Origin of the sequence: Pseudomonas batumici (assembly GCF_036585405.1) — a bacterium.
Lineage (GTDB): Bacteria > Pseudomonadota > Gammaproteobacteria > Pseudomonadales > Pseudomonadaceae > Aquipseudomonas > Aquipseudomonas batumici.
This window is the reverse complement of record NZ_CP144470.1, coordinates 1,420,764-1,444,305: the sequence shown is the minus strand read 5'-3', so window position 1 is coordinate 1,444,305 and position 23,542 is coordinate 1,420,764. Positions and strand designations below refer to the sequence as shown.

Genomic DNA, 23,542 nt, shown 5'->3' with positions numbered 1-23,542 from the left:
GACGTCGTACAGTTAATTACTCAAGTGATTGAAGGCGAAAGTTGTTTCCTCCCATGCCTCTTTTGGGAACTCGCCACTCACAACCTTTCTGCGAAAAATTTCGTTTTTCTTGAAGTCTAGCATTGCGCTGTATGAACCAGCAGCATCACCCCCGTTAATAATTAATCGAAACCCGTGCGCAGGAAGTTTTTCTAGAAGCAAGTTTCTGGGGTTGGCGAGATCGGCATATGTGGAAAGTGGAATAAAAAACGCTTGACCGTTTCTCGATATTGTAATTGTCTTGATAATTCTCTTTGGTGGAGATGTCTCATCACCTCCCCACGTGTACGCTTTGCTGTAGGCATAATCGTTTGGCAGTACAATTGTTTCGACTGAAGCATTCACTACATCCGAAATGCCTAGAACTATACTGGCTTTTGCTACACCTTTTTCAAAGCTCGTATTGTCCGCAAAAGATGACTCAGTGGAAAAAGAGATCAGGAGAGTAAGGGTGTATATAAAAAATTTACTCATGGCACCACCCGCAATATGTGATCAGAGCTGTTATTTATTTGATTTCTAATTTGGGGGGCGGCAACAACGCAGCCGTGTGAAGCATTGTTTGTAGCATTGTTCCCGTGAATGCGAAAGAGGTCCCGTCCCAAGGTGTCTGTTCCTTGTTGTGGCGTTAAATTCATAGTGTTTGGCCCCGTGGTAGGGCTGTAATGACCGGGTCCTATATCGTATGTCCCTTGGGGAATTGGCCCCACATCTGTAATATCTTGCATCGCAGGGTTATTTCGACCGTCACCGTTTCCTGCGTAACCAGTGCCGATCATGGTAGTTGCGCTTGCATTGTTACCGATCTGGTAGATATTTCCGGTGCTCTGCTGATAGATCCAATCGAGCCCCAGTGGATCAATGCGGTTTATCGGGTTTCCGCCAACATAACCATACATATTAATCCCCCCCGCAAGGCCAATCGGATCTCCCGAAATAAACCGGCCAAATCCCGGAGAGTAATACCGGGCCCGATAATAATAGAGGCCCGTGCCATCATTTTCCCGGCCGGTGTACTGCTGGCTGTTCGCGCTGGCAGAGCCGCTGCTGCTGGTCTGGCCGTAAGGGTCATAGGTGTATTGCGTGGTGGACGCTCCGGTGCTGTCGGTGAGTGCTTGGGTTGAACCCAGTGCATCAACCAGGTAGCTGTAGGTGCTGCCACCGGCCTCGGTGCGGCTGAAGACTTCATCGATGCCTCCGGTGAGGAGGTTGGCCTGTACCGTCGGGGTGACGGCACCGGTCAGCTCCTGCACCAGGTTGATACCGTCGAAGACATAGCTGGTGGTCTGCCCGGCAATCGTCTTCTGGCTGCGTCTGTTAGCCGCGTCATAACTGAAGCTGCCGGACGTGGTACCGGTGAGTGTGCTCAGGCGCTGACGCGAATCCCAGGTGTAGGTGTTGCTGCCGTCGCTGGTCATATTGCCGTTGGCGTCATACAGCAAGGTGGCACCGCCCCATGCCGTCAGTTGGTTAGCGGCGTTGTAGCTGGTAGTGCTCACGGCGCTGGGGAGGGTGGTACTAGCCAGGCTGCCGCCAAGCTGCACTCGCTGACCGGCGTTGTCATAGCCGTAACTCAAATTGCCCAAGCTGGTACCGCCCTTGGCGTAACTGAGGTTGATCAGTTGGCCGGCGTTATCGTAACCGTAGCTGACGACGACCCCGTTGGTCAGGGTCAAGGTGGCACGACGGTTGTCCGCATCATAGGTGAAGGCCGCACTCTGACTGCCGTTGCCGAGACTCGTCAGGCGATTGCCGACGTCGTAGGTGTAATTCACGGCGGGCTGCCCCGTCACCGTCATGCTGGTGCGACGATCAGCTGCATCGTAGGTGTAGGAGACGGTGCCCAGGGAGGTCGTCTCGCTGAGCAGGTGATCCAGATTGTCAAAGCTGCGAGTAATCGTGCCACCTTGAGTGTCCACGATCTGTGTCAGACGGTTTCCACCATCGAAGGTGTAAACCACGGTGGCGTCGGGTGTGGTCAACGAGGGGCCACTGCCAATCAAGGTTTGCCCGAAGGCCGATTGCGTGCGCCGATTCAACGCGTCATAGGTGTAGGTGGCGATGACGCCATTGCGGGCGGTCCACTGTGTCACATTATCCAGGGCATCGAGGCCATAGCTTTGTGTAGCGTTCAACGGATCGGTGTAAGACACCTGGCGATCGCGAGCATCATAGCCAAAGGCGTGCACTCCGCTCTTGGCGTCAGTGACGCTCAGGAGATTGCTATTCGTGTCGTAAGCAAAACTGGTAACGCTTCCCAGTGGGTCCGTAACCTTGGTTTTGCGATCCAGCACGTCGTACTCCATCAAGGTGCGGCGCCCCACGGAGTCAGTCATTGACATGATGTGTCCCACGTTATCGGTGAAGTAGCTGGTGACCCCAAGAGCCGAGATGGCGCTGACCAAAATCGATAGGCACCATCACTTTGAGTACTTCTGCGCGCTTTCTCGTGCGTCACTGATTTAGATCACCGAACCCAACTTGGACGAACAAACTATGTTCGTTTGCTCCCAGCAAAATAAAAACAATGGTGAGCAGGAAGAGCACTATACTAGTGAGGGTCAATCCGTACAGAAAATAATGCTCATGGTCCGTTAGATATACAACCGATCCGTGCGTATCCAACGGGTAGATTTTTCGACGTTGAGGGTCCGGCGTTCTCAGCCCGTGAGCATCAAGGTACTTCCAGACAAAAGATGAAGAGAACCAAGAGCCTAAGGTCTGTACTCTCATGATGAGTTTAAGTGAATTAATTTCTCAAGCTCCCTGATTTTTGGTTACTTTTTTTTACCATGGTTTTATCAAGGTATGTTTTACGTTGGTCGAAACATTGCCGAGTTGTGACTCGCCCGCACCAACTCCGTTCCAGATAATTGTTTCCGTATAAAGCGCGCGGATCAATATGTCGAACTCAATCCTCGCAAGCATATGTATTAATGCTCCGGTGATGTCGTAATTTATCTTTCCAGAAGATTCTTCAGTGATGCATGACTGTCAATATATGTGATATCTGCAATTCTCCATCCTTTCGGAGAATCAATCATTACATACGAAAGCTTGATTATTTCATGATTTGATGGATAAACAAATTGCACGTCAACGCGCCTTGGATTGATGCTCTTTATGCTTAGTTCTGATGCGGAAGCATCTTGTGAGGCAAATATTGGATTAAACTCTAACTTGCAAAGCTTGCCGGGGTTTTTTGCAATACAATCTGCCTCCTTTAAAATGAGGTGCACAAGGTTGTCATCAAAATATTTCTCGAGTTCTTCCTTTGGTTGCATTAGAAGAGGGTCTCCAATGCTCTTCTTGGCATCATCTGGAGATGAGAATAGCGCCTCCCAACCATAATTCTTATATAGTTGATATACAATATCTGTCGATTCGACATCTTGTGCGTAGGCAGATTGTGCAAGTAGAAGTGGCACTCCAGCGATATGCAGGAATACCAGGTTCCGCAAATAGACTAATATTATAGATTTTATATTATTGATTTGGTGCTCGATATATTTGATACGTTGAATTTTCATATCCTATACCTGGTAAGAAATGATTTTGGTTGAAGTCCGATACCCATCGATCACCATTGAACATTTCAATATGTCCAGACGGATTTCCGCCAGGATATGGTTGAAATACTACGGTATCACCTGCTTGAGGAGTGTAATTTTCTGAAGGAATAGGCGTAAACCCATTATTTGTCAACGTTAGCCCATAATTTTTCGCATCACTAGGGTGCCCAGTAGTATCTGCATCTCCAGCTTCGAGACCTCGCCGAACATACTTCGCACATTGATGCTGAGAACTTGTATGTGCGTGATCATTCATCCATTGGCTATAAGCGAGGATATCGAAAAGACCTAATGGATCAATTCCACTCAACGGATTCCCACGAACATATGCATAGATATTAAGCCCTCCAGCCAAGCCAATCGGATCTCCCGAGATAAAACGGCCAAAGCCCGGAGAGTAATACCGGGCCCGATAATAATAGAGGCCCGTGCCATCATTTTCCCGGCCGGTGTACTGCTGGCTGTTAGCGCTGGCGGAGCCGCTGCTGCTGGTCTGGCCGTAAGGGTCATAGGTGTACTGCGTGGTGGACGCTCCGGTGCTGTCGGTGAGTGCTTGGGTTGAACCCAGCGCATCTGCCAAGTAGCTGTAGGTGCTGCCACCAGCCTCAGTACGGCTGAAGACTTCATCGATGCCTCCGGTGAGGAGGTTGGCCTGTACCGTCGGGGTGACGGCACCGGTCAGCTCCTGCACCAGGTTGATACCGTCGAAGACATAGCTGGTGGTCTGCCCGGCAATCGTCTTCTGGCTGCGTCTGTTGGCCGCGTCATAACTGAAGCTGCCGGACGTGGTACCGGTGAGTGTGCTCAGGCGCTGACGCGAATCCCAGGTGTAGGTGTTGCTGCCGTCGCTGGTCATATTGCCGTTGGCGTCATACAGCAAGGTGGCGCCACCCCATGCCGTCAGTTGATTAGCGGCGTTGTAGCTGGTAGTGCTCACAGCGCTGGGGAGGGTGGTGCTAGCCAGGCTGCCGCCAAGCTGCACTCGCTGACCAGCGTTGTCATAGCCATAGCTCAAATTGCCCAGGCTGGTGCCACCCGTGGCGTAACTGAGGCTGATCAGCTGGCCGGCGTAATCGTAACTGACGGTCACACCGTTTGATCCCTCGCGCATCCTAAGCGACCTGAAACCAACTTTCACAAGGATAGGGATAGCAGTCTTTTTAGATGAACATAGTATTCAAAATTCTTCCCTTGAAGCTCCGTCTGCTGTTGTTTAACATGTGCCGATCCAGTTTTACTTGCGATCAAAATCATCGATTTTCTTGTAAAAGTTAAATAAGATAACAATGAAGCAAGCGCCGTTAATTAAGAAAAACCCCCATATAGCCAATTTAGTTGGTTGTGTTAATTGATCCGCAGATGCGAACTTTATTGAAGCCATCAAGACTAAGATAGCCCACAAGCACATGGCCAATGATGCCTGGATGATGTATGAGCGCTTTTGTTTGTTCATGTTGGATCTCCTTGGCGCTATTTTTTTGAATGCCTTTTGTATAGTCAAAGGCTCCGACAGTTCCGCCAAGAATCCCCATGCTTAAGGTCTTTATACCTACCATCTGACCTACTAAGCCGAGGTCATTTAGGGCCGGTGAGGGGCTTATGAACATATATGGGGCAGGCGACTTTCCACCGATAACACCACCTACCGCACCACTAATCGCTGAAGTGCTGGCTCCAGCGACTGAGTAGTCGCTGGGAGTTGTAGTTAAACCATAGTTTAGCAGGTTTGTAGTTGCACCGACTCCGGCAACTCCAAGGACACTCCCTCCGAGAGAAGTAGTGAGTAGAAAGCCGGCAGCACCACCAGTAACTGCGGACCAACCTACATTCTCCCAATTAACGCATGACCAATTCCCTCCGTTCTGCACAACCTGTACGACTAGACTTGTGGTTGCTCCGACAACTACACCGACTCCAGTTCCCACAAGACCAACCAGAAACGTACCCTGCGGATCTGTATTACTTACTGGATTTCCAGTGACATACGCATACGTATTAATCCCTCCCGCAAGTCCAATCGGATCTCCCGAGATAAACCGGCCAAAGCCCGGAGAGTAATACCGGGCCCGATAATAATAGAGGCCCGTGCCATCATTTTCCCGCCCGGTGTACTGCTGGCTGTTGGCACTGGCGGAGCCGCTGCTGCTGCTGGTCTGGCCGTAAGGGTCATAGGTGTACTGCATGGTGAATGCTCCGGTGCTGTCGGTGAGCGCTTGGGTTGAGCCCAGCGCATCAACCAGGTAGCTGTACGTGCTGCCACCGGCCTCGGTGCGGCTAAGTATTTCATCGACATTTACGTTAGTTTTATAAGTTTAAAGCGCTTGGGTGTCAACCATGTTCGCAGACATTAATTTGTGAGCTTAATGCAAATACTTTCGTCGCAAAAAGTTGACGATTACCATTAGAAAAAATAAAGACACAGACAAAAAAACTAATAAATTAAGATGATCTGATTGCATTAAGGTTATATATGATAAAGATCCGTGGTTATTAACCAAAATCTGATGTGTTGCATCGGAGTTTTTCGTACCTTCCCGTGCATATCGGGCAAACAAATTATTTCGATAAAAAAATAATGAAATACCAAAAAATCCGGCGGTAAATTCAAATGTTATGATAACAATTCTCATGTTCATCACCATAAATGTCCGATAGGGCCCAGAATCGTATTCGTTTGCCCAGCAAAAGCCCCCCCACCAACCCCAACACCTAGCGTCCATCCCGCGCCGGTCACCATTTGACCTTCAGACCCAGCCCCCCAGAATGCATCGCCAGTCGCGTCTGGACCCCAACCACCACCCAAACTTACATTGCTGAAAGGCCCCGCCAAATCACAAACGCTATTGCCATTAGACATTGCGACTTGCACGCCAGAGGAAACCCCTGGCGTGCCAAGTGTTCCCCCGCCACCATAAAATCCATATGCAGTTATATTTCCATTTCCATCAATGGCGCCCCCAAATCCAGCCGTGCCACCTAAGCCTGCGGAAAATATCGTATATGATAACGAATATGAGAGCCCAATCTGCAATGTCCAAAGCCCAAGAGGATCACGCGAATTGATTGGATTACTCTTCACATAGGTGTATGTATTAACTCCTCCAGCAAGGCCAATCGGATCTCCCGAGATAAAACGGCCAAAGCCCGGAGAGTAATACCGTGCCCGATAATAATAGAGGCCCGTGCCATCATTTTCCCGCCCGGTGTACTGCTGGCTGTTAGCGCTGGCGGAGCCGCTGCTGCTGGTCTGGCCATAAGGGTCGTAGGTGTACTGCGTGGTGGACGCTCCAGTGCTGTCGGTGAGTGCTTGGGTTGAACCCAGCGCATCTGCCAAGTAGCTGTAGGTGCTGCCACCGGCTTCGGTGCGGCTGAAGACTTCATCGATGCCGCCCGTGAGGAGGTTGGCCTGTACCGTCGGGGTGCCGGCACCGGTCAGCTCTTGCACCAGGTTGATACCGTCGAAGACATAGCTGGTGGTCTGCCCGGCAATCGTCTTCTGGCTGCGTCTGTTGACCGCGTCATAACTGAAACTGCCAGACGTGGTGCCGGTGAGTGTGCTCAGACGCTGACGCGAATCCCAGGTGTAGGTATTGCTGCCGTCACTGGTCAGGTTGCCGTTGGCGTCATACAGCAAGGTGGCACCGCCCCATGCCGTCAGTTGGTTAGCGGCGTTGTAGCTGGTAGTGCTCACGGCGCTGGGGAGTTTAGACGCTAAGGAAGTGCCATTCAAGTCTGTCCCCTTTTCATTGTTCAGCACCAGCGCTGGCTGATGATATGACAACTCCCCCAGCGCGTCGTTTCTATTTATTTTTCGGGAGGCTTGGGCATAGTGCCAACAGCGGGTGAATTGGAAATCTGCACAATAGGGCAAGACATGCCGTCGATTTTTTTGGAAATTTGCACCCAGTCATTTTCCTTGTCTTGATAATTGACAGTCAAGGCCCCGTCAAAGCAATTTATTCTAAACTTGGGGGAGGAATATAAATATTCTGGCGCGTATGTTGTCATGTCGTAACGCCAACCCTGCTTCTCTTTTTTTAGCAATGCATACAAGTGCGTATATGCATTTTGTCCTTTTTGAACAAAGGCTTTTCCTAGCTCGTGACCTTGTTTGTATTCAATGTATTCCATCTTGTCTGGCATCAAATCCAATGGGAGGCTCACCCTGTAGAAGGGCAAGAATCCCATTAAAAAAGCCTTCACAAGAAACATATTCATTTTTTCTCATGCCCATTATTGTAAATTAATTTTACTTTAACACACCCTAATCACCATCAAGGACCGTCAGGCTGCCAAAGTTGTGCGGAAGGAGTCCCTCGCATTTTATTGACAAGTTGTGTAATGGCATCAAACTGAGCATTTGAATATGTTCGGCAGCTATTCGTCACTACATTGTATGGCCCAGTATTGCCAAGCTGGTTCTTAAGATACTGCACAATAACGGCATCTTCCTCTGGAGTGGTGTGCAAGGTTTTCTGGATTTGTGTTGTCGGATCGCTATCCGGATATACAATACCACTACCAGCTTGCCCGGGCGCTGGCGCAACGTTGGCTGCCTCGAACATCCCTTGTTGCGGGTCGGTGCGACTGTTCATCCCATAACTTTGACCATACTGCCCGTTAGGTGTATCCACAATAATTTTTTGATGGAGGCCCGCTACCTGACTTGTGTTGCCGACATAAACATCCAAACCTCTCGAGTCGGTGTACCGAATAGGATTTCCATTCGCATAGGCATACGTATTAATCCCTCCCGCAAGACCAATCGGATCTCCCGAGATAAACCGGCCAAAGCCCGGAGAGTAATACCGTGCCCGATAATAATAGAGGCCCGTGCCATCATTTTCCCGCCCGGTGTACTGCTGGCTGTTAGCGCTGGCGGAGCCGCTGCTGCTGGTCTGGCCGTAAGGGTCATAGGTGTATTGCGTGGTGGACGCTCCGGTGCTGTCGGTGAGTGCTTGGGTTGAACCCAGTGCATCAACCAGGTAGCTGTAGGTGCTGCCACCGGCCTCGGTGCGGCTGAAGACTTCATCGACGCCACCTGTGAGGAGGTTGGCCTGTACGGTGGGGGTGACGGCACCGGCCAGCTCTTGCACCAGGTTGATACCGTCGAAGACATAGCTGGTGGTCTGCCCGGCAATCGTCTTCTGGCTGCGTCTGTCGGCCGCGTCATAACTGAAGCTGCCGGACGTGGTGCCCGTGAGTGTGCTCAGGCGCTGACGCGAATCCCAGGTGTAGGTGTTGCTGCCGTCGCTGGTCATATTGCCGTTGGCGTCATACAGCAAGGTGGCGCCACCCCATGCCGTCAGTTGGTTAGCGGCGTTGTAGCTGGTAGTGCTCACGGCGCTGGGGAGGGTGGTGCTAGCCAGGCTGCCGCCAAGCTGCACTCGCTGGCCAGCGTTGTCATAGCCATAGCTCAAATTGCCCAGGCTGGTACCGCCCTTGGCGTAACTGAGGTTGATCAGTTGGCCGGCGTTATCGTAACCGTAGCTGACGACGACCCCGTTGGGCAGGGTCAAGGTGGCACGACGGTTGTTCGCATCATAGGTGAAGGCCGCACTCTGGCTCCCGTTACCGAGACTCGTCAGGCGATTGCCGACGTCGTAGGTGTAATTCACGGCGGGCTGCCCCGTCACCGTCATGCTGGTGCGACGATCAGCTGCATCGTAAGCGTAGGAGACGGTGCCCAGGGAGGTCGTCTCGCTGAGCAGGTGATCCAGATTGTCAAAGCTGCGAGTAATCGTGCCACCTTGAGTGTCCACGATCTGCGTCAGACGGTTACCACCATCGTAGGTGTAGCCCACGGTGGCATCGGGTGTGGTCAACGAGGGGCCACCGCCAATCAAGGTTTGTCCGAAGGCCGATTGCGTGCGCCGATTCAAAGCATCATAGGTGTAGGTGGCGATGACGCCATTGCGGGCGGTCCACTGTGTCACATTACCCAGGCCGTCGAGGCCATAGCTTTGCGTGGCGTTCAACGGATCGGTGTAAGTCACGCGGCGATCGCGAGCATCGTAGCTATACGCATGCACTCCGCTCTTGGCGTCAGTGACGCTCAGAAGATTGCTATTCGCGTCGTAGGCAAAACTGGTAACGCTTCCCAGTGGGTCTGTCACCTTGGTTTTACGGTCCAGCGGATCATAATCCATCATGGTGTGGCGCCCCACGGCATCAGTAATTGCCAGGATCCGCCCCGCGCTATCGGTGAGGTAGCTGGTGGTTCGCCCCAAAGGGTCGCTGACGCTGGCGAGATCGCCAAGAGAATAGCTGAGAGTGGTATTCGCGCCGATGGGGTCGGTGATCTGCGTCACCCGCCCTTGGCCGTCGGAAGTGAATTTCACGGCATTGCCCAAGGGATCGGTGATCTGCGTCAGATGTCCAAAACTGTCATAGCTGTAGCTGGTCGTGTGACTCAGACCATCGGTGTGGCTGGCCAGCTGATTGAAGGTGGGGTCGTAGGTATAGCTGTCCGTCACGGCCTGCGATGTCCCTTGCAGTCGGGTCACGCTGGTGAGGTTGCCGACACCGTCGTGTGCGTATCCGGTCACTCGTCCCAGGGCATCGGTGACGGAGGTCACCATGTTGGTGGTGGTGTCGCGTTGGACGCTATAGCTTTGCTGCTCGGGCAGACCGACACCGTAGGTGTTTGTTGTGACGTAACCCGCCCCATTGAACACCAAGCGCTCGATGTTGCCGCGAGGATCGGTCACATCCGTCTGGGTCACTTGGCTGCCGCTGAGTGTGTAGGCGAATTGATAGGTACCCGCCACAGGGCTGCCATAGCCCAGGGTTTGCTGGGAGACCCGGCCATTGGCATCGTAACTGTTGCTGAGCAGCACATTGCCGTTGGGTCGAGTGATGGTCAGCATCTGGTGGGAGCTGTCGTAGGTATAGGTTTCCACGCCGCCATTGGCATCGGTTACGGTCGAAAGATTTCCGTTGCTGTCATAGGTGTAGCTGACCGTACGACCCATATTGTCGTTGGCCTGAGTAATGCGGTTGCTTGAGTCATAGGTGAGGCTTATCCAGTGCCCATTGGGCGATGTCACCTGCTGCAGGTTGCCGCCGGAGTCTCGTGTCAGTGTGATCGTATTACCAAAGCGATCCATGGCCTGGGTCATGGCTGCCTTTGCTAGCGTGGTGTTGTCTTCGGCGTCCGGGAACCACATTTTCGAGCCATCTTTTAGCTTGAGCAGCCACGGCCAAGTGCCGCCGACCCACGAGATGGTTGCCCCCTGAAATCGATCCAATGGGGAGCTGTTGTGTTGATACACCGCATCCGCGTAACCCGTACCTGACGAAGTCCGGTTGAAGTGGATACGCTCGCCATTCGAGAGAATCAGGTCCTGATAGGTCCAAGGGCTGGTATCGCCGACCATGAAAATGTCATACACGTGGTTGGTACCAATGCCGAAGGCGCGCGACCGCGTATCCTCGGAAAGGTAGGTGCGAGTCAAGGTCAGTGGAATAGTGTCAGCGACGGTCAGATCGGTGTGCGGATAGGTGAACAACCCCGTGGACGTATCCACCGGCTCGGCTTTGTCGCTCGAGGCAACCTCTGGCCATTGATTGCCGCCGCCGGCGGTGGGGTTTTTGGCGGGCGCCAGGGAGGGCACGCTGACCATGGCTCCGGTGAACTCATAAATACCCACACCGTTCCCTGGAATCACCTGTTTGCCGTTCGCGGAAACGATCCCTTCGCCATAAACGTACCAGCCTTTGTAGACGGGATCGTAAGTCCAGAAGTCCATCGCCGAGCCGATCGGGCGGCTGTTGTAATTGGGATAAATGATCCGTGCCGCCTGAAAGCTCTTGGGGTCAATGGCCTGTAGATTCGCGCTGCCTGGCTGAATGGTGAAGTACACCGGGATATCGTGTGTGGGGAGCGGGAATGGTGTCCGATCAATAGGGATAGGCGTGATACTGACGGAGGTAACCACCTTACCGTCGATATCACGAATGACCGTCCCTTGGGGAATGTGCAATTCCAAACCTGGGATATAGGGTGTGGTGACAGTCACTTCACTGGTTGTCGGCGAGGGCAGGCTCACAGCGTGTTGCGTATCCGTACGGGGCAACCAAATGGTGTATGGCAGGGTTTGTGTTTTGCCGCCCTGAGAAATCACGACCAGGTCATCAAAAAATCCATAGTGACGGCCCGGCTTGTCGGCGCCGGAGCCATCGATTCTCAGCGTTTGATTTCCGGTGTTGAGACCACTCAGCAAAAAGCGGCCGGTCGCGTCCGTGGTAGCGATTTGTGCGCCCACTTTCAATTTCACACCCACAGCCGCATTGCCGTTCATCAACAGGACTTGGCCCGCCAGTGCAGTCACCCCCGAGGGTGCCTGCAAAGGCGGTAAATCCTGCAGGGGGGAGGGGGGCGTTTGGCGCGCCAATCTCCAGTGAAATGTTCCGGGCCCGGGATCCAGTCTTCAGGCCCCGTGCTGCTCGTAACGGCGGAGGGGGGCGTCGCTGACGGCGCAGCGTGGCCACTGAGGGCGCCAGGAGGAGGGGTGTTAGCGCCGGTTGACGCGGTGTTGGCGGCCAGCGCTTGTGTAGTAAAACTGTGCCCTGTGAGTGGGAGTTGATTGCCACTTTCATCGGTGGACCCGCTGACAAAGACGCTGTAGTGCGTGTCCGGCAATAGCTCCTGCGTCGGCACAAAGAGCACCTCTCGCCCATCCTTCACGGGGGTTACCGCGCCGGCAATTTGGCCGGTCGGACCGATCACGGTCACGGTGTCATTGTTCAGTGACGCCGCCGCCATTGGTGTGGAAAAGCGCAGGCTGATCCGGCGGCTGGAGGATTCGATCGTACTGCTGCCAATTGCCGGCGCTGCAATCGTCTGGGAGGCGGCCATGATCAGCGCAAACCAGGCGATTGACTGTAGCAAGCAATGCCTTACTCGCCGTGACCAAATCTCAGAATGTGAGGAGGCATCGCAACCGAAATAATTCCTTTCCATGGCGAGTTACCTCAAGGATTGGTCACGCTGACATTAATGGAGCCCACATTGGCCGCCGACGGATCGATATAGATCGTATAGGTGCCGGTGGTGGGAAGGGTCTGGGACGACAGGTTAAAACTGGCACTGCTGGACGAATTCGACGTCAAGGTCGTGTTGTCGGGCTTTCTCAGGGTCACTAAGACGGAGCCCATGCTGTTGCTGGCCAAATGAACCGTTGCCGTCTGGCCCGAGGTTCCACTGAACGTCACGCTCGCATTTTGCCCCTCAGCCGTTGTGGTGACGGTCAAGGCAGAGCCATTGATCGTGACCGTCCCCGTCACATCGGCCGGCACGCTGGTCAGGTGGAACGTCATGCCGCCGGTGTCGCTGCTAGTCGGGTTGAGATAGATCGTGTAGGTGCCCGTGGCCGGTAGTGTCAGGGTGTTTGTGTAGTCTCCGGTCGACCACAGGGCGGAATAAATATTGCCATTACTGGTACTGGCGTTGCCGCTGGCATCTGGTTTGTAGACGGTGAGCGATTCGCTGCGGGGATAGGTGGAGTTGGGTGTGGTGAGGTAAATACGCTGGCCGGAGGTGCCGCTGAACGTGAGGCTGCCCTTCTGGCCAATGGCGGTCGTGGTCAGGGTGACATCGGCGCCATCAATGCTGATCGTACCCGTGACATCCGCCGGCACGCTGATCAGATGGAACGTCATGCTGCCGGTGTCGGAACTACTCGGGTTGAGATAGAGCGTGTAGGTGCCCGTGGCCGGGAGCGTGAGGGTGCCCGTGTAGTCTCCTGCCGACCACAAGTTGCTATAGATGTTGCCATTACTGGTGCTGGCGTTGCCGCTGGCATCCGGCTTGTAGAGCGTGAGCATTTCGCTACGGGGATAGGTGGAGTGGGGCGCACTGAGGTAAATACGCTGGCCGGAGGTGCCGCTGAAGGTAAGGCTGCCGTTCTGGCCAATGGCGGTCGTGGTCAGGGAGACGTCGGCGCCATCAATACTGATCGTCCCCGTGGCATCCGCCGGCACGCTGATCAGGTGGAACGTCATGCTGCCGGTGTCGGAGCTACTTGGGCTGAGATAGATCGTGTAGGTGCCTGTGGCCGGGAGCGTCAGGGTATCGGTGTAGTCTCCGGTCGACCATAGCCCGGAATAAATATTGCCGTTGCTGGTGCTGGCGTTACCGCTGGCATCGGGCTTGTAGAGAGTAAGCAGTTCGCTACGGGGAAACGTGGAGTGGGGTGTACTGAGGTAAATACGCTGGCCGGAGGTGCCGCTGAACGTGAGGCTGCCCTTCTGGCCAGCGACGACTGTGGTCAGGGTGACATCGGTGCCATCAATGCTGATCGTCCCCGTGACATCCGCCGGCGTGCTGCTCAGGTGAAACGTCATGCTGCCTGTGTCGCTGCCAGTCGGGTTGAGATAGATCGTGTAAGTGCCCGTAGCCGGGAGCGTGAGGGTGCCCGTGTAGTTTCCGGTCGACCACAGGGCGGAATAAATATTGCCATTACTGGTGCTGGCGTTACCGCTGGCATCTGGCTTGTAGACAGTGAGCGATTCGCTACGGGGGTAGGTGGAGTTGGGTGTGCTGAGGTAAATACGCTGGCCGGAGGTGCCGCTGAACGTGAGGCTGCCCTTCTGGCCAATGGCAGTCGTGGTCAGGGTGACATTGGCGCCATCAATACTGATCGTCCCCGTGGCATCCGCCGGCACGCTGATCAGATGGAAGGTCATGCTGCCGGTGTCAGAGCTGCTTGGGTTGAGATAGATCGTGTAGGTGCCCGTGGCCGGCAACGTGAGGGTGCCCGTGTAATCTCCAGTCGACCACAGGGCGGAATAAATACTGCCATTACTGATGCTGGCGTTACCGCTGGCATCGGGCTTGTAGACAGTGAGCGATTCGCTACGGGGATAGGTGGAGTTAGGCGCGCTGAGGTAAATACGCTGGCCGGCGGTGCCGCTGAAGGTAAGGCTGCCGTTCTGGCCAATAGCGGTTGTGGTCAGGGTGACGTCGGCACCATCAATGCTGATTGTACCTGTGACATCCGCCGGCACGCTGATCAGATGGAACGTCATGCTACCGGTGTCAGTGCTGCTCGGGTTGAGATAGATCGTGTAGGTGCCCGTGGCCGGGAGCGTCAGGGTATCGGTGTAGTCTCCTGTCGACCATAGAGCGGAATAAATATTGCCATTACTGGTGCTGGCGTTACCGCTGGCATCCGGCTTGTAGAGAGTGAACATTTCGCTACGGGGAAACGTGGAGTTGGGCGCACTGAGGTAAATGCGCTGGCCGGCAGTGCCGCTAAAAGTAAGGCTGCCGTTCTGGCCGATGGAAGGCATTGCCAGTGTGACATCCGAGCCGTCAACACTAAGGGTGCCGGTTGGATCAGGTGGCACGTTGTACAGGTTGAGCGTCACATTGCCCGTGGCACTACTGCTGGGGTTGACCAGGATCGTGTAGGTACCGGCCGCCGGCAATGTTGTGGTGTCAATATCGACGGGGGAGGAGGAGCACGGGGTGGTGGTTAGGAGGTTGCCATTGGGGGTGTAGATGCTCAGGGTATAACAGGCTGAAAAAGTCGCCCCCGTCACATTGAGATAAAACCGCTGGTTCTGTGTCGCGTCAAAGAGCAGCAGCGCCTTTTTACCGCCAGTGGTAATGCTGGCCGTCTTGCTCGCACCAAAGGCGATACGGTCCATGTACTGAATGTCCGTTGCCAACAACGGAGAAGGCGGAACAAAAAAGTCCTGTGTGCTGATGGCAGTGCCATAGGCCGTTGTGACACTGACCTTACCGCCCAGGGTATTGGCGGGAACACTTGTGGTGATACTGCTTGTACTTGCGGAATTGATGATCAATGAGCTGGCGTTAAAAATCGCTTTGTCTTTGAATTTATCCGCCTGGAAGTTGCTTCCTGAAATCGTGAGCGCGGTGCCGGCCGTTCCGATCGTTGGCGACAAGCCAGTAATGCTGGGGGCCTGGCTCGCCGCGATCGTGAAATTGACTGTCGAGGTGGCGCTGCCTGCCGGGGTGGTCACGTTGATCGGTCCAGTCGTGGCGCCACTGGGTACCACCACCGTCAGGCGGTTGGGATAGCCCGGATCGAGGGTCACCGAACTGGCGGTGATGCCATTGAACTGCACGGTGTTTTGGCTGGCCGTGCTGTTGAAGTTATTGCCATCAATCGTGACCGTGGTGCCGGCGGGGCCTTGCGCTGGCGAAAAGACCAGGATACTGGGCGTACTGGCGGCATAGCCTTTGATGGCCGTGATATTGCCCACGGCATCGTGATCGTATTCGCTCGATACGGTGCTGTTGGTGACGCCGGTTAGACGGCCAGCCTGGTCGTAGCTATAGCCAATGGAGCCAGTGCCAACAGTGATGCTAACGGCGGACGAGGTCGTTGCGACGTTCTGGGTATCGGTGGCTTTGGCCGTGAGGCTGTAGGTGCCGGGTGGAACGTCGGTCCAGTTGAAGGCGTACGGTGCAGCGGTGACCGTGCTCAGCAGGGTGCTGCCCTGATAGAAGTCCACCTTGGCAATGTTGCCGCCGCTCTCTGTGGCATTGGCCGTCAAGGTGAGCGTCGTCGGCACGATGAATGAAGCGCCACTGGCTGGCGAGGTTAATGTCACGGTAGGCGCGGCCATGGCTTGGGCGGCAAGCACCAGGCCCAGCATCCATCCTGCCATCACCACGAGCTTATGCCAGCCTGACGCGTGCCGTGACATATCCTTATCCTCGATTCTGTTGGGGTGGGGCGGATTCACATTCAGCCCTTTGCTTGAAACGAGGGCTCGTTAAGGCTTTGAGAAACGCCACCAGATCGTTCTTTTCTGAGGGGGTCAGAATCAAAGGGTGACCGGCTTCGACGCCGCGGTAATACACTTCCAGGTCCACCGCTTCTTCAAGGGTCGCGACACTGCCGTCGTGCATATAGGGCGCCGTCTCGGCCACATTGCGCAGGCTGGGGGTGCGAAAGCGCCCGAGATCGGTCGGCTTGAGGGTGACACTGAAACGGCCCAACTCGGCCAGGTCCGGATCCGACAGCACGCGTTGTTGGCGCTCGGCGGCGGTCAGCTGCGCGAAACGAACCGCCTCTGGGGCCAAACGATCTTCCAGGCGCTTGAGCCCCACGCCCAGGGTGTGAAACTGCTGATCGGTGAACAACGCACTGGTCTGGCCGATGACATGGCATTGCCCGCACTGGGCACGACCACGAAACAACTCCAGACCACGCAATGCGGCTGCATCCAGGGCCGTTTTGTCATGCCCATAGAGATAGCGATCAAACGCAGAGTTGCCGGCCACCAGCGTGCGCTCGTAGGCCGCGATGGATTGTGCAACGTGCGCGACCGTTAACGTCTCAGGGGGGACCGCAAACGCCTTCTCGAAGGCCGCAACATAATGGTCATCTTGCCGGATGACGTGGAGTAACTGCGCCTCATCGCGCAGGCCGTGTTCGATCGGGTTGAAGAGCGGGTCAGTAGCCTGCGTCTCGAGGCTGTCGCGGCGCCCGTCCCAGAACTGGGTCTGGGCAAAGACCGCATTGATCAGGGTCGGTGTGTTACGCGTCCCCAGCTGGCGGTGGAGACCTTGGGCACGCGGCAATCCATCGATGAAGCCCTGTTCGGGATGATGACAGGAGGCACAACTGATCGAGCCGTCAGCACTCAGACGCTTGTCAAAGAACAGCGTTTTGCCGAGCTGAACTTTTTCCGTCAGGTGGTCAGGCGACGAGTCTCCTGGTACGGGTGGAAGGCCCAGCAGATTCTCGGCGGTTTGCTCGCTGCACGTCGCCGACGATAGAGGCAGAGGGTCGGCTATTGGCATGCCAACAGGCACCAGCACCAGGCACATGCTCAGGCAATGCACGATGCGCATGCTCAGTACGTGTACTGGGTGGGCGCAAGCCAGGAGTCGGGATACCAGGGGAAATAGGAGCGGAAAACGGAGTGTTTCGTATCAGTCCATTGGAGAGCGTCCAGCATTGGCTGCTGAGACTGTAGACCTGAAGCCACCATAAGCACCTCCCTGTGAACCAGAGCCGAATTTGGCTCGTCGTACACGTCGTATGCACAGCGGTTGGAACACTTGCGTGCTCACAATGGGGCCTTCATTCCATGAACGTGGGCGAGATCGAACATCCGCGATCCCGAGCATCCAGCACGGAGTGACAGTAGTACAGTGTCAAAAGAATCGCCAACGGGGGCCTGAAAACCCAGCGGGCGGGATGGCTTTTCTGCCACCAATTTAGACCCTGCGAGGTTTGTTCGAAGGCAGCCTCCTGACTTGCAGGAAGGCAGTAGCCTTCTCGTTTCACAGGCTCTCCATGTCCTGTCCTTTGCGGTAACCACAACCCGATCTGGCTGTTTTTGTTTACTTTTAAGGGGCGTCTTAGGCCGTTACCCGTATGCTCAGCCGTTCCCCCAATAGTGCGCCCCTCAAGGCCAACGCTCGAGATTAAGAGGGTGTGACGCGGTGGGAGGGGAGGAAAAAATATTTTTTGAGCAGTCGAGCTGCGGTTCACAGCGGTAGCGTTTTTTCTGAGACATTGGCCGCGACCGGTGCTTCGTACCTTGCACCAATGCAGCCGAAACGGCGCAGCGGTGCAAGATCGGTACTTGTTGCCCAGGGTGGGGAACTACACAGACTCGCCCACCTTTTTGCATTCGACCTGATCAGCCATTTGCATCGGATTTGACCACCACGCTTCGTGGTCATGACCGGCAGAAAACGATCCATAGCTACCTGTGACCAGCGGCAGAAAACGGCCAGAAGCAGACGGTCAGGGTTACTAAACCCGTAGTGCGTAGGTTTTCCCTCTCCTATCGGTAGTTGATTGAGGTGAATAAATTTTGGCTGCAAGCGTGCCATGCGTCAAATTGCCACTATGCTGCTTTTACCGTCCTCTTGGTCAGGCGGGCAGTGAGGGGCAAGAGCTCGAACATTTCACTTAGCGATAGATTTTTTTAGAAACACTGCCACGAGTTCAGGAAACCGCGACATTCAAATCTGAAGAGCGTGGTCGCCACACTTGCTGCGCCTAATGCCTGAATTGGACTTATAAAAAGGATATTTTATGTTGGCGCCACAAAACACCAAACTCGGTGCATTCCCTCGACCGTCAACTGCAGATCTGGCTTGTGATAAATCGTTTGTTGAAGCAGAGATTTTTCCAGCTTCGACCAAAGCTCGTCACTGAGCATCAATCGGGGCATTGTAAACCCGCAGGGTTACTGGTCTAGGAACCTCAATTCTGCAGTTTGCTTTTCTCTCTCAAGTCCCAGCCGCAAACGTCAACAGGCCATAAGCCTTTTTACTCATCGTGGGAAAATTATAATTGGAGCAATTGGTCATGATTACAGTTGAAGAAGTCAACGCAATTATTCAGCAGTACGGTCCCGTTTTTAAGTTCCATCCCGATGAAATGTATCTTCCCGATGCACCCGTGCCGTTCCTCGCTGCGGGCGCTTGCACATTGGGCTGGGGCTTGATTACCGGAGAGGACGACTACGATGCATTCAAGGAGCAGGGCTTGGGCCTCGTGGGATTGTTATCCCAGGACGCGCTGGCCGCTGCTGTTGCGAAGGCCAAGGCAGATCCAAATGCGAATAAAAGCGATTCTTTCCGCTACTGGCTCAATATCCATGACAGTCTAAAAGGTGGCAACCTTGATAGAGCGGCGGCGCAGGTTTGCGTGAAACGTGGTGTTACCGACGACGTCGTCAACATCCAGTTCTGGATGTTTTACGGTTACAACGGCCCTGGCAAAATCCACATCACCTTTGGCAACATCATTAACCAGATTGTGTTTCTCAAGGAAAGCGGCATTCATTACGGCGATTGGGAACATGTCACCCTGGTGTGCGGCCGGGATGCCAGTGCCCCCGCCGGGTGGAAGATCAAGAAGGTCTACCTCTCGCGACACGACCTGACCATCTGGGTTCAGGATCCCTCGACACTTTCCTACCAAGGCACGCACCCTATCATCTACGTCGCAAAAGATTCTCACGCACACTATGAATCGGCAGGGACCCATAACTACAAGCGGATCGCCCACAAGGATTACTTTGTCGGACATCTGGACGTCGACCTGTTCGACATGGCCGCAGATCAAGGTCGCCAGTTCGATGTATCGGCCGCCGGGCATGCAGACATCGTCTTTTCAGACTATCCCGAACATGGCGTAACCCCTCCGGCGTGGTGGAGTTTCGACGCCCGATGGGGGCAGTACACGAAGGAGTTCGATGATGTCAAGGTAGCGATTCCCGTGTACGGCGACTATTCCTACCCCTACAAATCGGTCGAAAGTGGCCCGAAAGGTCCTGTAGGACATGTTCCGAGTGGCCTGTCCGCTGAGTGGGCGGGTGCCATGGGCCAAGGCACCGGCGCTGTCCAGTGGCTGGTCGGCGACTTCAACGGCGACGGCAAGGATGAGATCGTCCAGGCCTGGGGCGGTGACCTCAATTTCATCATGTACGGCAGCGACGGCTACGGCGGCATCAAGACCCTGTGGACGGGGGCCATGGGCCAAGGTACTGGCGCTGTCCAGTGGCTGGTCGGCGACTTCAACGGCGACGGCAAGGATGAGATCGTCCAGGCCTGGGGGGGGATCTCAACTTCATCATGTATGGCAGCGATGGCAATGGAGGACTGAAAACACTGTGGGCGGGGGCCATGGGCCAAGGCACCGGCGCCGTCAAGTGGCTGGTCGGCGACTTCAACGGAGACGGCAAGGATGAGATCGTCCAGGCCTGGGGCGGTGATCTCACCTTCATCATGTATGGCAGCGATGGCAATGGAGGACTGAAAACACTGTGGGCGGGGGCCATGGGCCAAGGCACCGGTGCCGTCAAGTGGCTGGTCGGCGACTTCAACGGAGACGGCAAGGATGAGATCGTCCAGGCCTGGGGCGGTGACCTCAATTTCATCATGTACGGCAGCGACGGCAACGGCGGCATCAAGACCCTGTGGACGGGGGCCATGGGCCAAGGTACTGGCGCTGTCCAGTGGCTGGTCGGCGACTTCAACGGAGACGGCAAGGATGAGATCGCTCAGGGCTGGGGCGACGATCTCAACTTCATTGTGTACGGCAATGATGGTGCCAACGGAATGAAGGTTGCCTGGACCGGTGCCATGGGACAGGGTTCCGGCGCCGTCACCTGGCTAGTCGGCGACTTCAATCGCGACGGTAAAGCGGAGATCGTGCAGGGCTGGGGCGATGAGCTGAACTTCACCATGTACGCCAGTAACGGCGCCGGAGGATTCCAGAAAGCCTGGACCGGTGCCATGGGCCGGGAACCGGGTGCGGTGGTATGGCTCGTGGCCGACATCCATGGCAACGGCTCACAACAGATCATCCAGGCATGGGGGGGGGATCTCAACATGATCATGTACAGCAAAACCACCGAGTAACAACCATGTATCAAAGGCTGATCTGATGACCTTTTGGCGTATGACCTGTTGACGTTTGCGGCAGAGATTTGAGAAAGAAGAGCAAACCCGCAGGGTTCCTACACCAGTAACCCTGCGGGCCATGACTGCGTTGTTGAGCAGGCTAAATAGCACTGTGGAGCCGGTAATCCAGAGCTTGAAATGTCGACGCTCAACTATAGGATGCCGGGAGAGCAGGTCATTCAAATCCTCTCGGCCGTAGACGTCGATGGGACAGGACGCTTGACTGCACAGAGCCTCGACCAACTCCTGCTTGTTTAACCTTGTAAGCGAATGAGAGACCACCAGAATGTAGCGCTCCGGATTGAGAGCGGCTGCCTTCGGCGCCTCAGAGTTTCGTAGGTGGGTCACGAGTTGAGGTAAAGGCGTCCCAGGTCGGTGCTTTGCTTGAAGGATCCATTCAGTACCAGTGGGCGTGAAAAAGCGCCCGTCAACGCCACCATCGCGGCCAGGCTTGAACTGCTCAAATCTCACGCCTTTGTCGGCGCCGATGAGGTCAGCATACAGCACCTCGAATTCTTTTCTGAATCGCCCTCAGGTTTGTAGGCGTTCAACGACCGCTTCTGGCCGATTACTGCCTGTCGCCGTGATCGGCAGTAATGTGCAGTTCTCCGGCGATCATGGCTATGAAGCAAGATGGTCAAATCCGATGCAATCGCTGGCCAGATGCAATGCAAATGACTGGTCAGGCCGAATGCAAACAGGTGGTCAAGTGGAGTGCTATTCCGCACCAGGGCGCTGAAGCTGGCGCCGCCGCCCCCTCAGTGACGGAGCTGTATTCATGTTAAAGTGCCATCTTTCTATCGACTAAGTACGCTCGCATGGATGCCACGTTTCACCGCTTCAGCTGTTTTCCGTTGCTCGCTCTCACCTTGGCACTTTCAGGATGCCAAACCACCGGGCTCGGATCGTCCACACCGCCGGCGATCTCGCCAGGACTTGAGGTGTTCAACGCTGTTCTGAAGGAGACCCCAGAGCCAAGCTCGATCGTGCGTGAAGGGGAACGGATCACCTATGTCGTGCGCACCCCGCCGGGACGGGAGCACCGCTATCTCGCGAGTTTCGATACCGATTGCAGCAAACCTACTGTAGAGATGGTATTTCTTACCACGAGGGGCATGGTGTCGTTCTCTGATGGTCCGAACACACGCCCCGAGGAGTTGGGGCAAATCCCAGTAGAACAAAAAAAGCAGTACCTGCAGAGCGCACAACTCAAACAAGTCTGCGCTCAGACAGCACCACCCGACTGGCGCGCATTTGCGACACCCAACCATCAGGACTGGCAACTGATCGACCGCGCCAGCCTGAAGGTAAAGGGTGATGAGGTCACGTTCTGGAGTGCCCGAGTCCCGGCCAGCGAAACGCTGTTGCCCGACAAAGAAGCCTTGTATAGCCAGTCGCGCCAGCGTTGGACGGCCAACTGTTCACTGCAACAGCTTGCCCTCTTGAGTGCTTTCTATCTCGGTCCGAAAGGCCTCGTCATTGGTGGAGAGATACAGGCAAAACCCGCCCCCAAGGGCCAGGGCAGTCTGGACGCCGATGAACGCCAACTGCTTCAGTTGGCATGCGGCAAACCGCAGTCATTGGAGCAGTACGCGCATTATGAAGGGCGTGAGCAATCACCCTTTAAATTGCCGGTACCAGCGATAGCGCCCTCTATCGTGAAGGCCATCGAGGCATTGAACATGCCCAGGCCGGAGAAGAGCATCCAGCACCTGCAACTGGTGTTCAACGACTTGGCCCAGGCAAACCGACCCGGGCTATATGGCTTGGGACGCTTGGGGAGCGATACAAGCTACCCGTCGAGCGAGACAGGCAAGATGCTGGTCGAGCGCGGCCAAGGCTCGCTGAACCAGGAGGTTAAAGTCAGTTTCCGAGGTCTGATTACCCTGGGCAAAAGTAACTTCAACACCTCTGCCAATGGGTTCTCTGTCAAAGAGCGTTCACCTGCCACTAACCTCAAGTTCGAGGGTGATTGGGCAACGATGCCGGTCGGTGCGCAGCTGCGATACACCCTGGAAATACCGTTCGTCTTTGACGAAAACTTACAGATACCCAAGGACTACGGCTTTACGTGCAACGTTGAATCGCAGCGGCCTGCCAGTGCCTATTACCCGAGCCTGACAGGCAACGCAAAAGTGCTCAACTGCACCGGCTGGGACTACCAGTGGGGGCAGGGCATCGGTACTTTCGCCTACCTGGAGGCGTATGGACTGTTTGTGCCGGTCGAGTATGTCGCGAACAGCCCGTCCAAATGGTACGGGAAGTGGACGATCAAAGCGGTGGAGTGACGCCCCGCGGAACGGGAGGCCTGGCTTCCCGATCCAGTTCTACATTGAACGCCATCACCGTCGATGGAATACCAGCAGAAGATTTGATGAATACGCCGTGAGGAAGTTTTACCGGTATAGGCCAGTGCTCGTCTCTTCAATAGTACCGGTATCTCTGTGGGGAGAGTTGCCGGTACCAATCCCTCGGCAAACACTGGTACTGCCGGCTGCAGCGCCAGCGGTGAATAGCA

Annotated in this window: 15 protein-coding genes and 1 pseudogene; 4 read left to right on the top strand and 12 right to left on the bottom strand. The window is 55.0% G+C overall.

Annotated elements, in window-relative coordinates:
- Nucleotides 1-12: 12 nt before the first annotated feature.
- The 12 genes and pseudogenes from NUH87_RS06175 to NUH87_RS06125 form a co-directional block, all read right to left on the bottom strand.
- A complete protein-coding gene (locus tag NUH87_RS06175; protein ID WP_338525226.1) occupies nt 13-513 on the bottom strand; it encodes a hypothetical protein in 501 nt (166 codons plus the stop codon).
- Nucleotides 510-2,444, bottom strand: coding sequence for an RHS repeat-associated core domain-containing protein (locus NUH87_RS06170; protein ID WP_338525225.1), 1,935 nt, complete (start codon nt 2,442-2,444; stop codon nt 510-512). The genes NUH87_RS06175 and NUH87_RS06170 overlap by 4 nt, the downstream gene beginning before the upstream one ends.
- Before the next feature lie 552 nt (nt 2,445-2,996).
- Complete coding sequence (locus NUH87_RS06165; RefSeq protein ID WP_338525224.1) at nt 2,997-3,569, bottom strand: hypothetical protein; 573 nt, start codon at nt 3,567-3,569, stop codon at nt 2,997-2,999.
- Nucleotides 3,526-4,701 (bottom strand): RHS repeat-associated core domain-containing protein, encoded by a 1,176-nt coding sequence (locus tag NUH87_RS06160; protein WP_338525223.1) that lies wholly within the window; start codon nt 4,699-4,701, stop codon nt 3,526-3,528. The genes NUH87_RS06165 and NUH87_RS06160 overlap by 44 nt, the downstream gene beginning before the upstream one ends.
- Before the next feature lie 241 nt (nt 4,702-4,942).
- Nucleotides 4,943-5,794, bottom strand: coding sequence for an RHS repeat-associated core domain-containing protein (locus NUH87_RS06155; protein WP_338525222.1), 852 nt, complete (start codon nt 5,792-5,794; stop codon nt 4,943-4,945).
- A gap of 452 nt (nt 5,795-6,246) precedes the next feature.
- A complete protein-coding gene (locus tag NUH87_RS06150) occupies nt 6,247-7,341 on the bottom strand; it encodes an RHS repeat-associated core domain-containing protein (RefSeq protein WP_338525221.1) in 1,095 nt (364 codons plus the stop codon).
- Nucleotides 7,342-7,415: 74 nt separating this feature from the next.
- Nucleotides 7,416-7,829 carry a hypothetical protein gene (locus tag NUH87_RS06145; RefSeq protein WP_338525220.1) on the bottom strand — a complete coding sequence of 138 codons (414 nt, stop codon included), beginning with the start codon at nt 7,827-7,829 and terminating at the stop codon, nt 7,416-7,418.
- A 56-nt stretch (nt 7,830-7,885) separates the two neighbouring features.
- On the bottom strand, nt 7,886-11,944 hold the full coding sequence (locus NUH87_RS06140; RefSeq protein WP_338525219.1) for an RHS repeat-associated core domain-containing protein: 4,059 nt from the start codon (nt 11,942-11,944) through the stop codon (nt 7,886-7,888).
- Entirely contained in the window at nt 11,941-12,471 is a 531-nt protein-coding gene (locus NUH87_RS31230) for an Ig-like domain-containing protein (protein ID WP_422393926.1), read from the bottom strand. Before NUH87_RS31230 ends, NUH87_RS06140 begins: the two co-directional genes overlap by 4 nt.
- 116 nt (nt 12,472-12,587) lie before the next feature.
- A complete protein-coding gene (locus tag NUH87_RS06135) occupies nt 12,588-16,295 on the bottom strand; it encodes an Ig-like domain-containing protein (protein ID WP_338525218.1) in 3,708 nt (1,235 codons plus the stop codon).
- Between the two features lie 4 nt (nt 16,296-16,299).
- Nucleotides 16,300-17,448 (bottom strand): cytochrome-c peroxidase, encoded by a 1,149-nt coding sequence (locus NUH87_RS06130; protein ID WP_338525217.1) that lies wholly within the window; start codon nt 17,446-17,448, stop codon nt 16,300-16,302.
- 1,229 nt (nt 17,449-18,677) lie between these two features.
- Nucleotides 18,678-18,785: pseudogene (locus tag NUH87_RS06125) on the bottom strand (IS5/IS1182 family transposase); the annotation flags it as partial.
- A gap of 137 nt (nt 18,786-18,922) precedes the next feature.
- Between NUH87_RS06125 and NUH87_RS06120 the strand changes: the two are divergent.
- From NUH87_RS06120 to NUH87_RS06105, 4 genes are all read left to right on the top strand, one after another.
- A complete protein-coding gene (locus tag NUH87_RS06120) occupies nt 18,923-20,224 on the top strand; it encodes a Vps62-related protein (protein WP_338525216.1) in 1,302 nt (433 codons plus the stop codon).
- Nucleotides 20,194-20,982, top strand: coding sequence for a VCBS repeat-containing protein (locus tag NUH87_RS06115; RefSeq protein ID WP_338525215.1), 789 nt, complete (start codon nt 20,194-20,196; stop codon nt 20,980-20,982). Before NUH87_RS06120 ends, NUH87_RS06115 begins: the two co-directional genes overlap by 31 nt.
- A gap of 426 nt (nt 20,983-21,408) precedes the next feature.
- The gene (locus tag NUH87_RS31225; protein WP_422393906.1) at nt 21,409-21,567 is read left to right on the top strand and encodes a hypothetical protein; all 159 of its coding nucleotides are present in this window, start codon (nt 21,409-21,411) and stop codon (nt 21,565-21,567) included.
- Nucleotides 21,568-21,842: 275 nt separating this feature from the next.
- The gene (locus NUH87_RS06105; protein ID WP_338525214.1) at nt 21,843-23,312 is read left to right on the top strand and encodes a hypothetical protein; all 1,470 of its coding nucleotides are present in this window, start codon (nt 21,843-21,845) and stop codon (nt 23,310-23,312) included.
- The last annotated feature ends 230 nt before the right edge of the window (nt 23,313-23,542 follow it).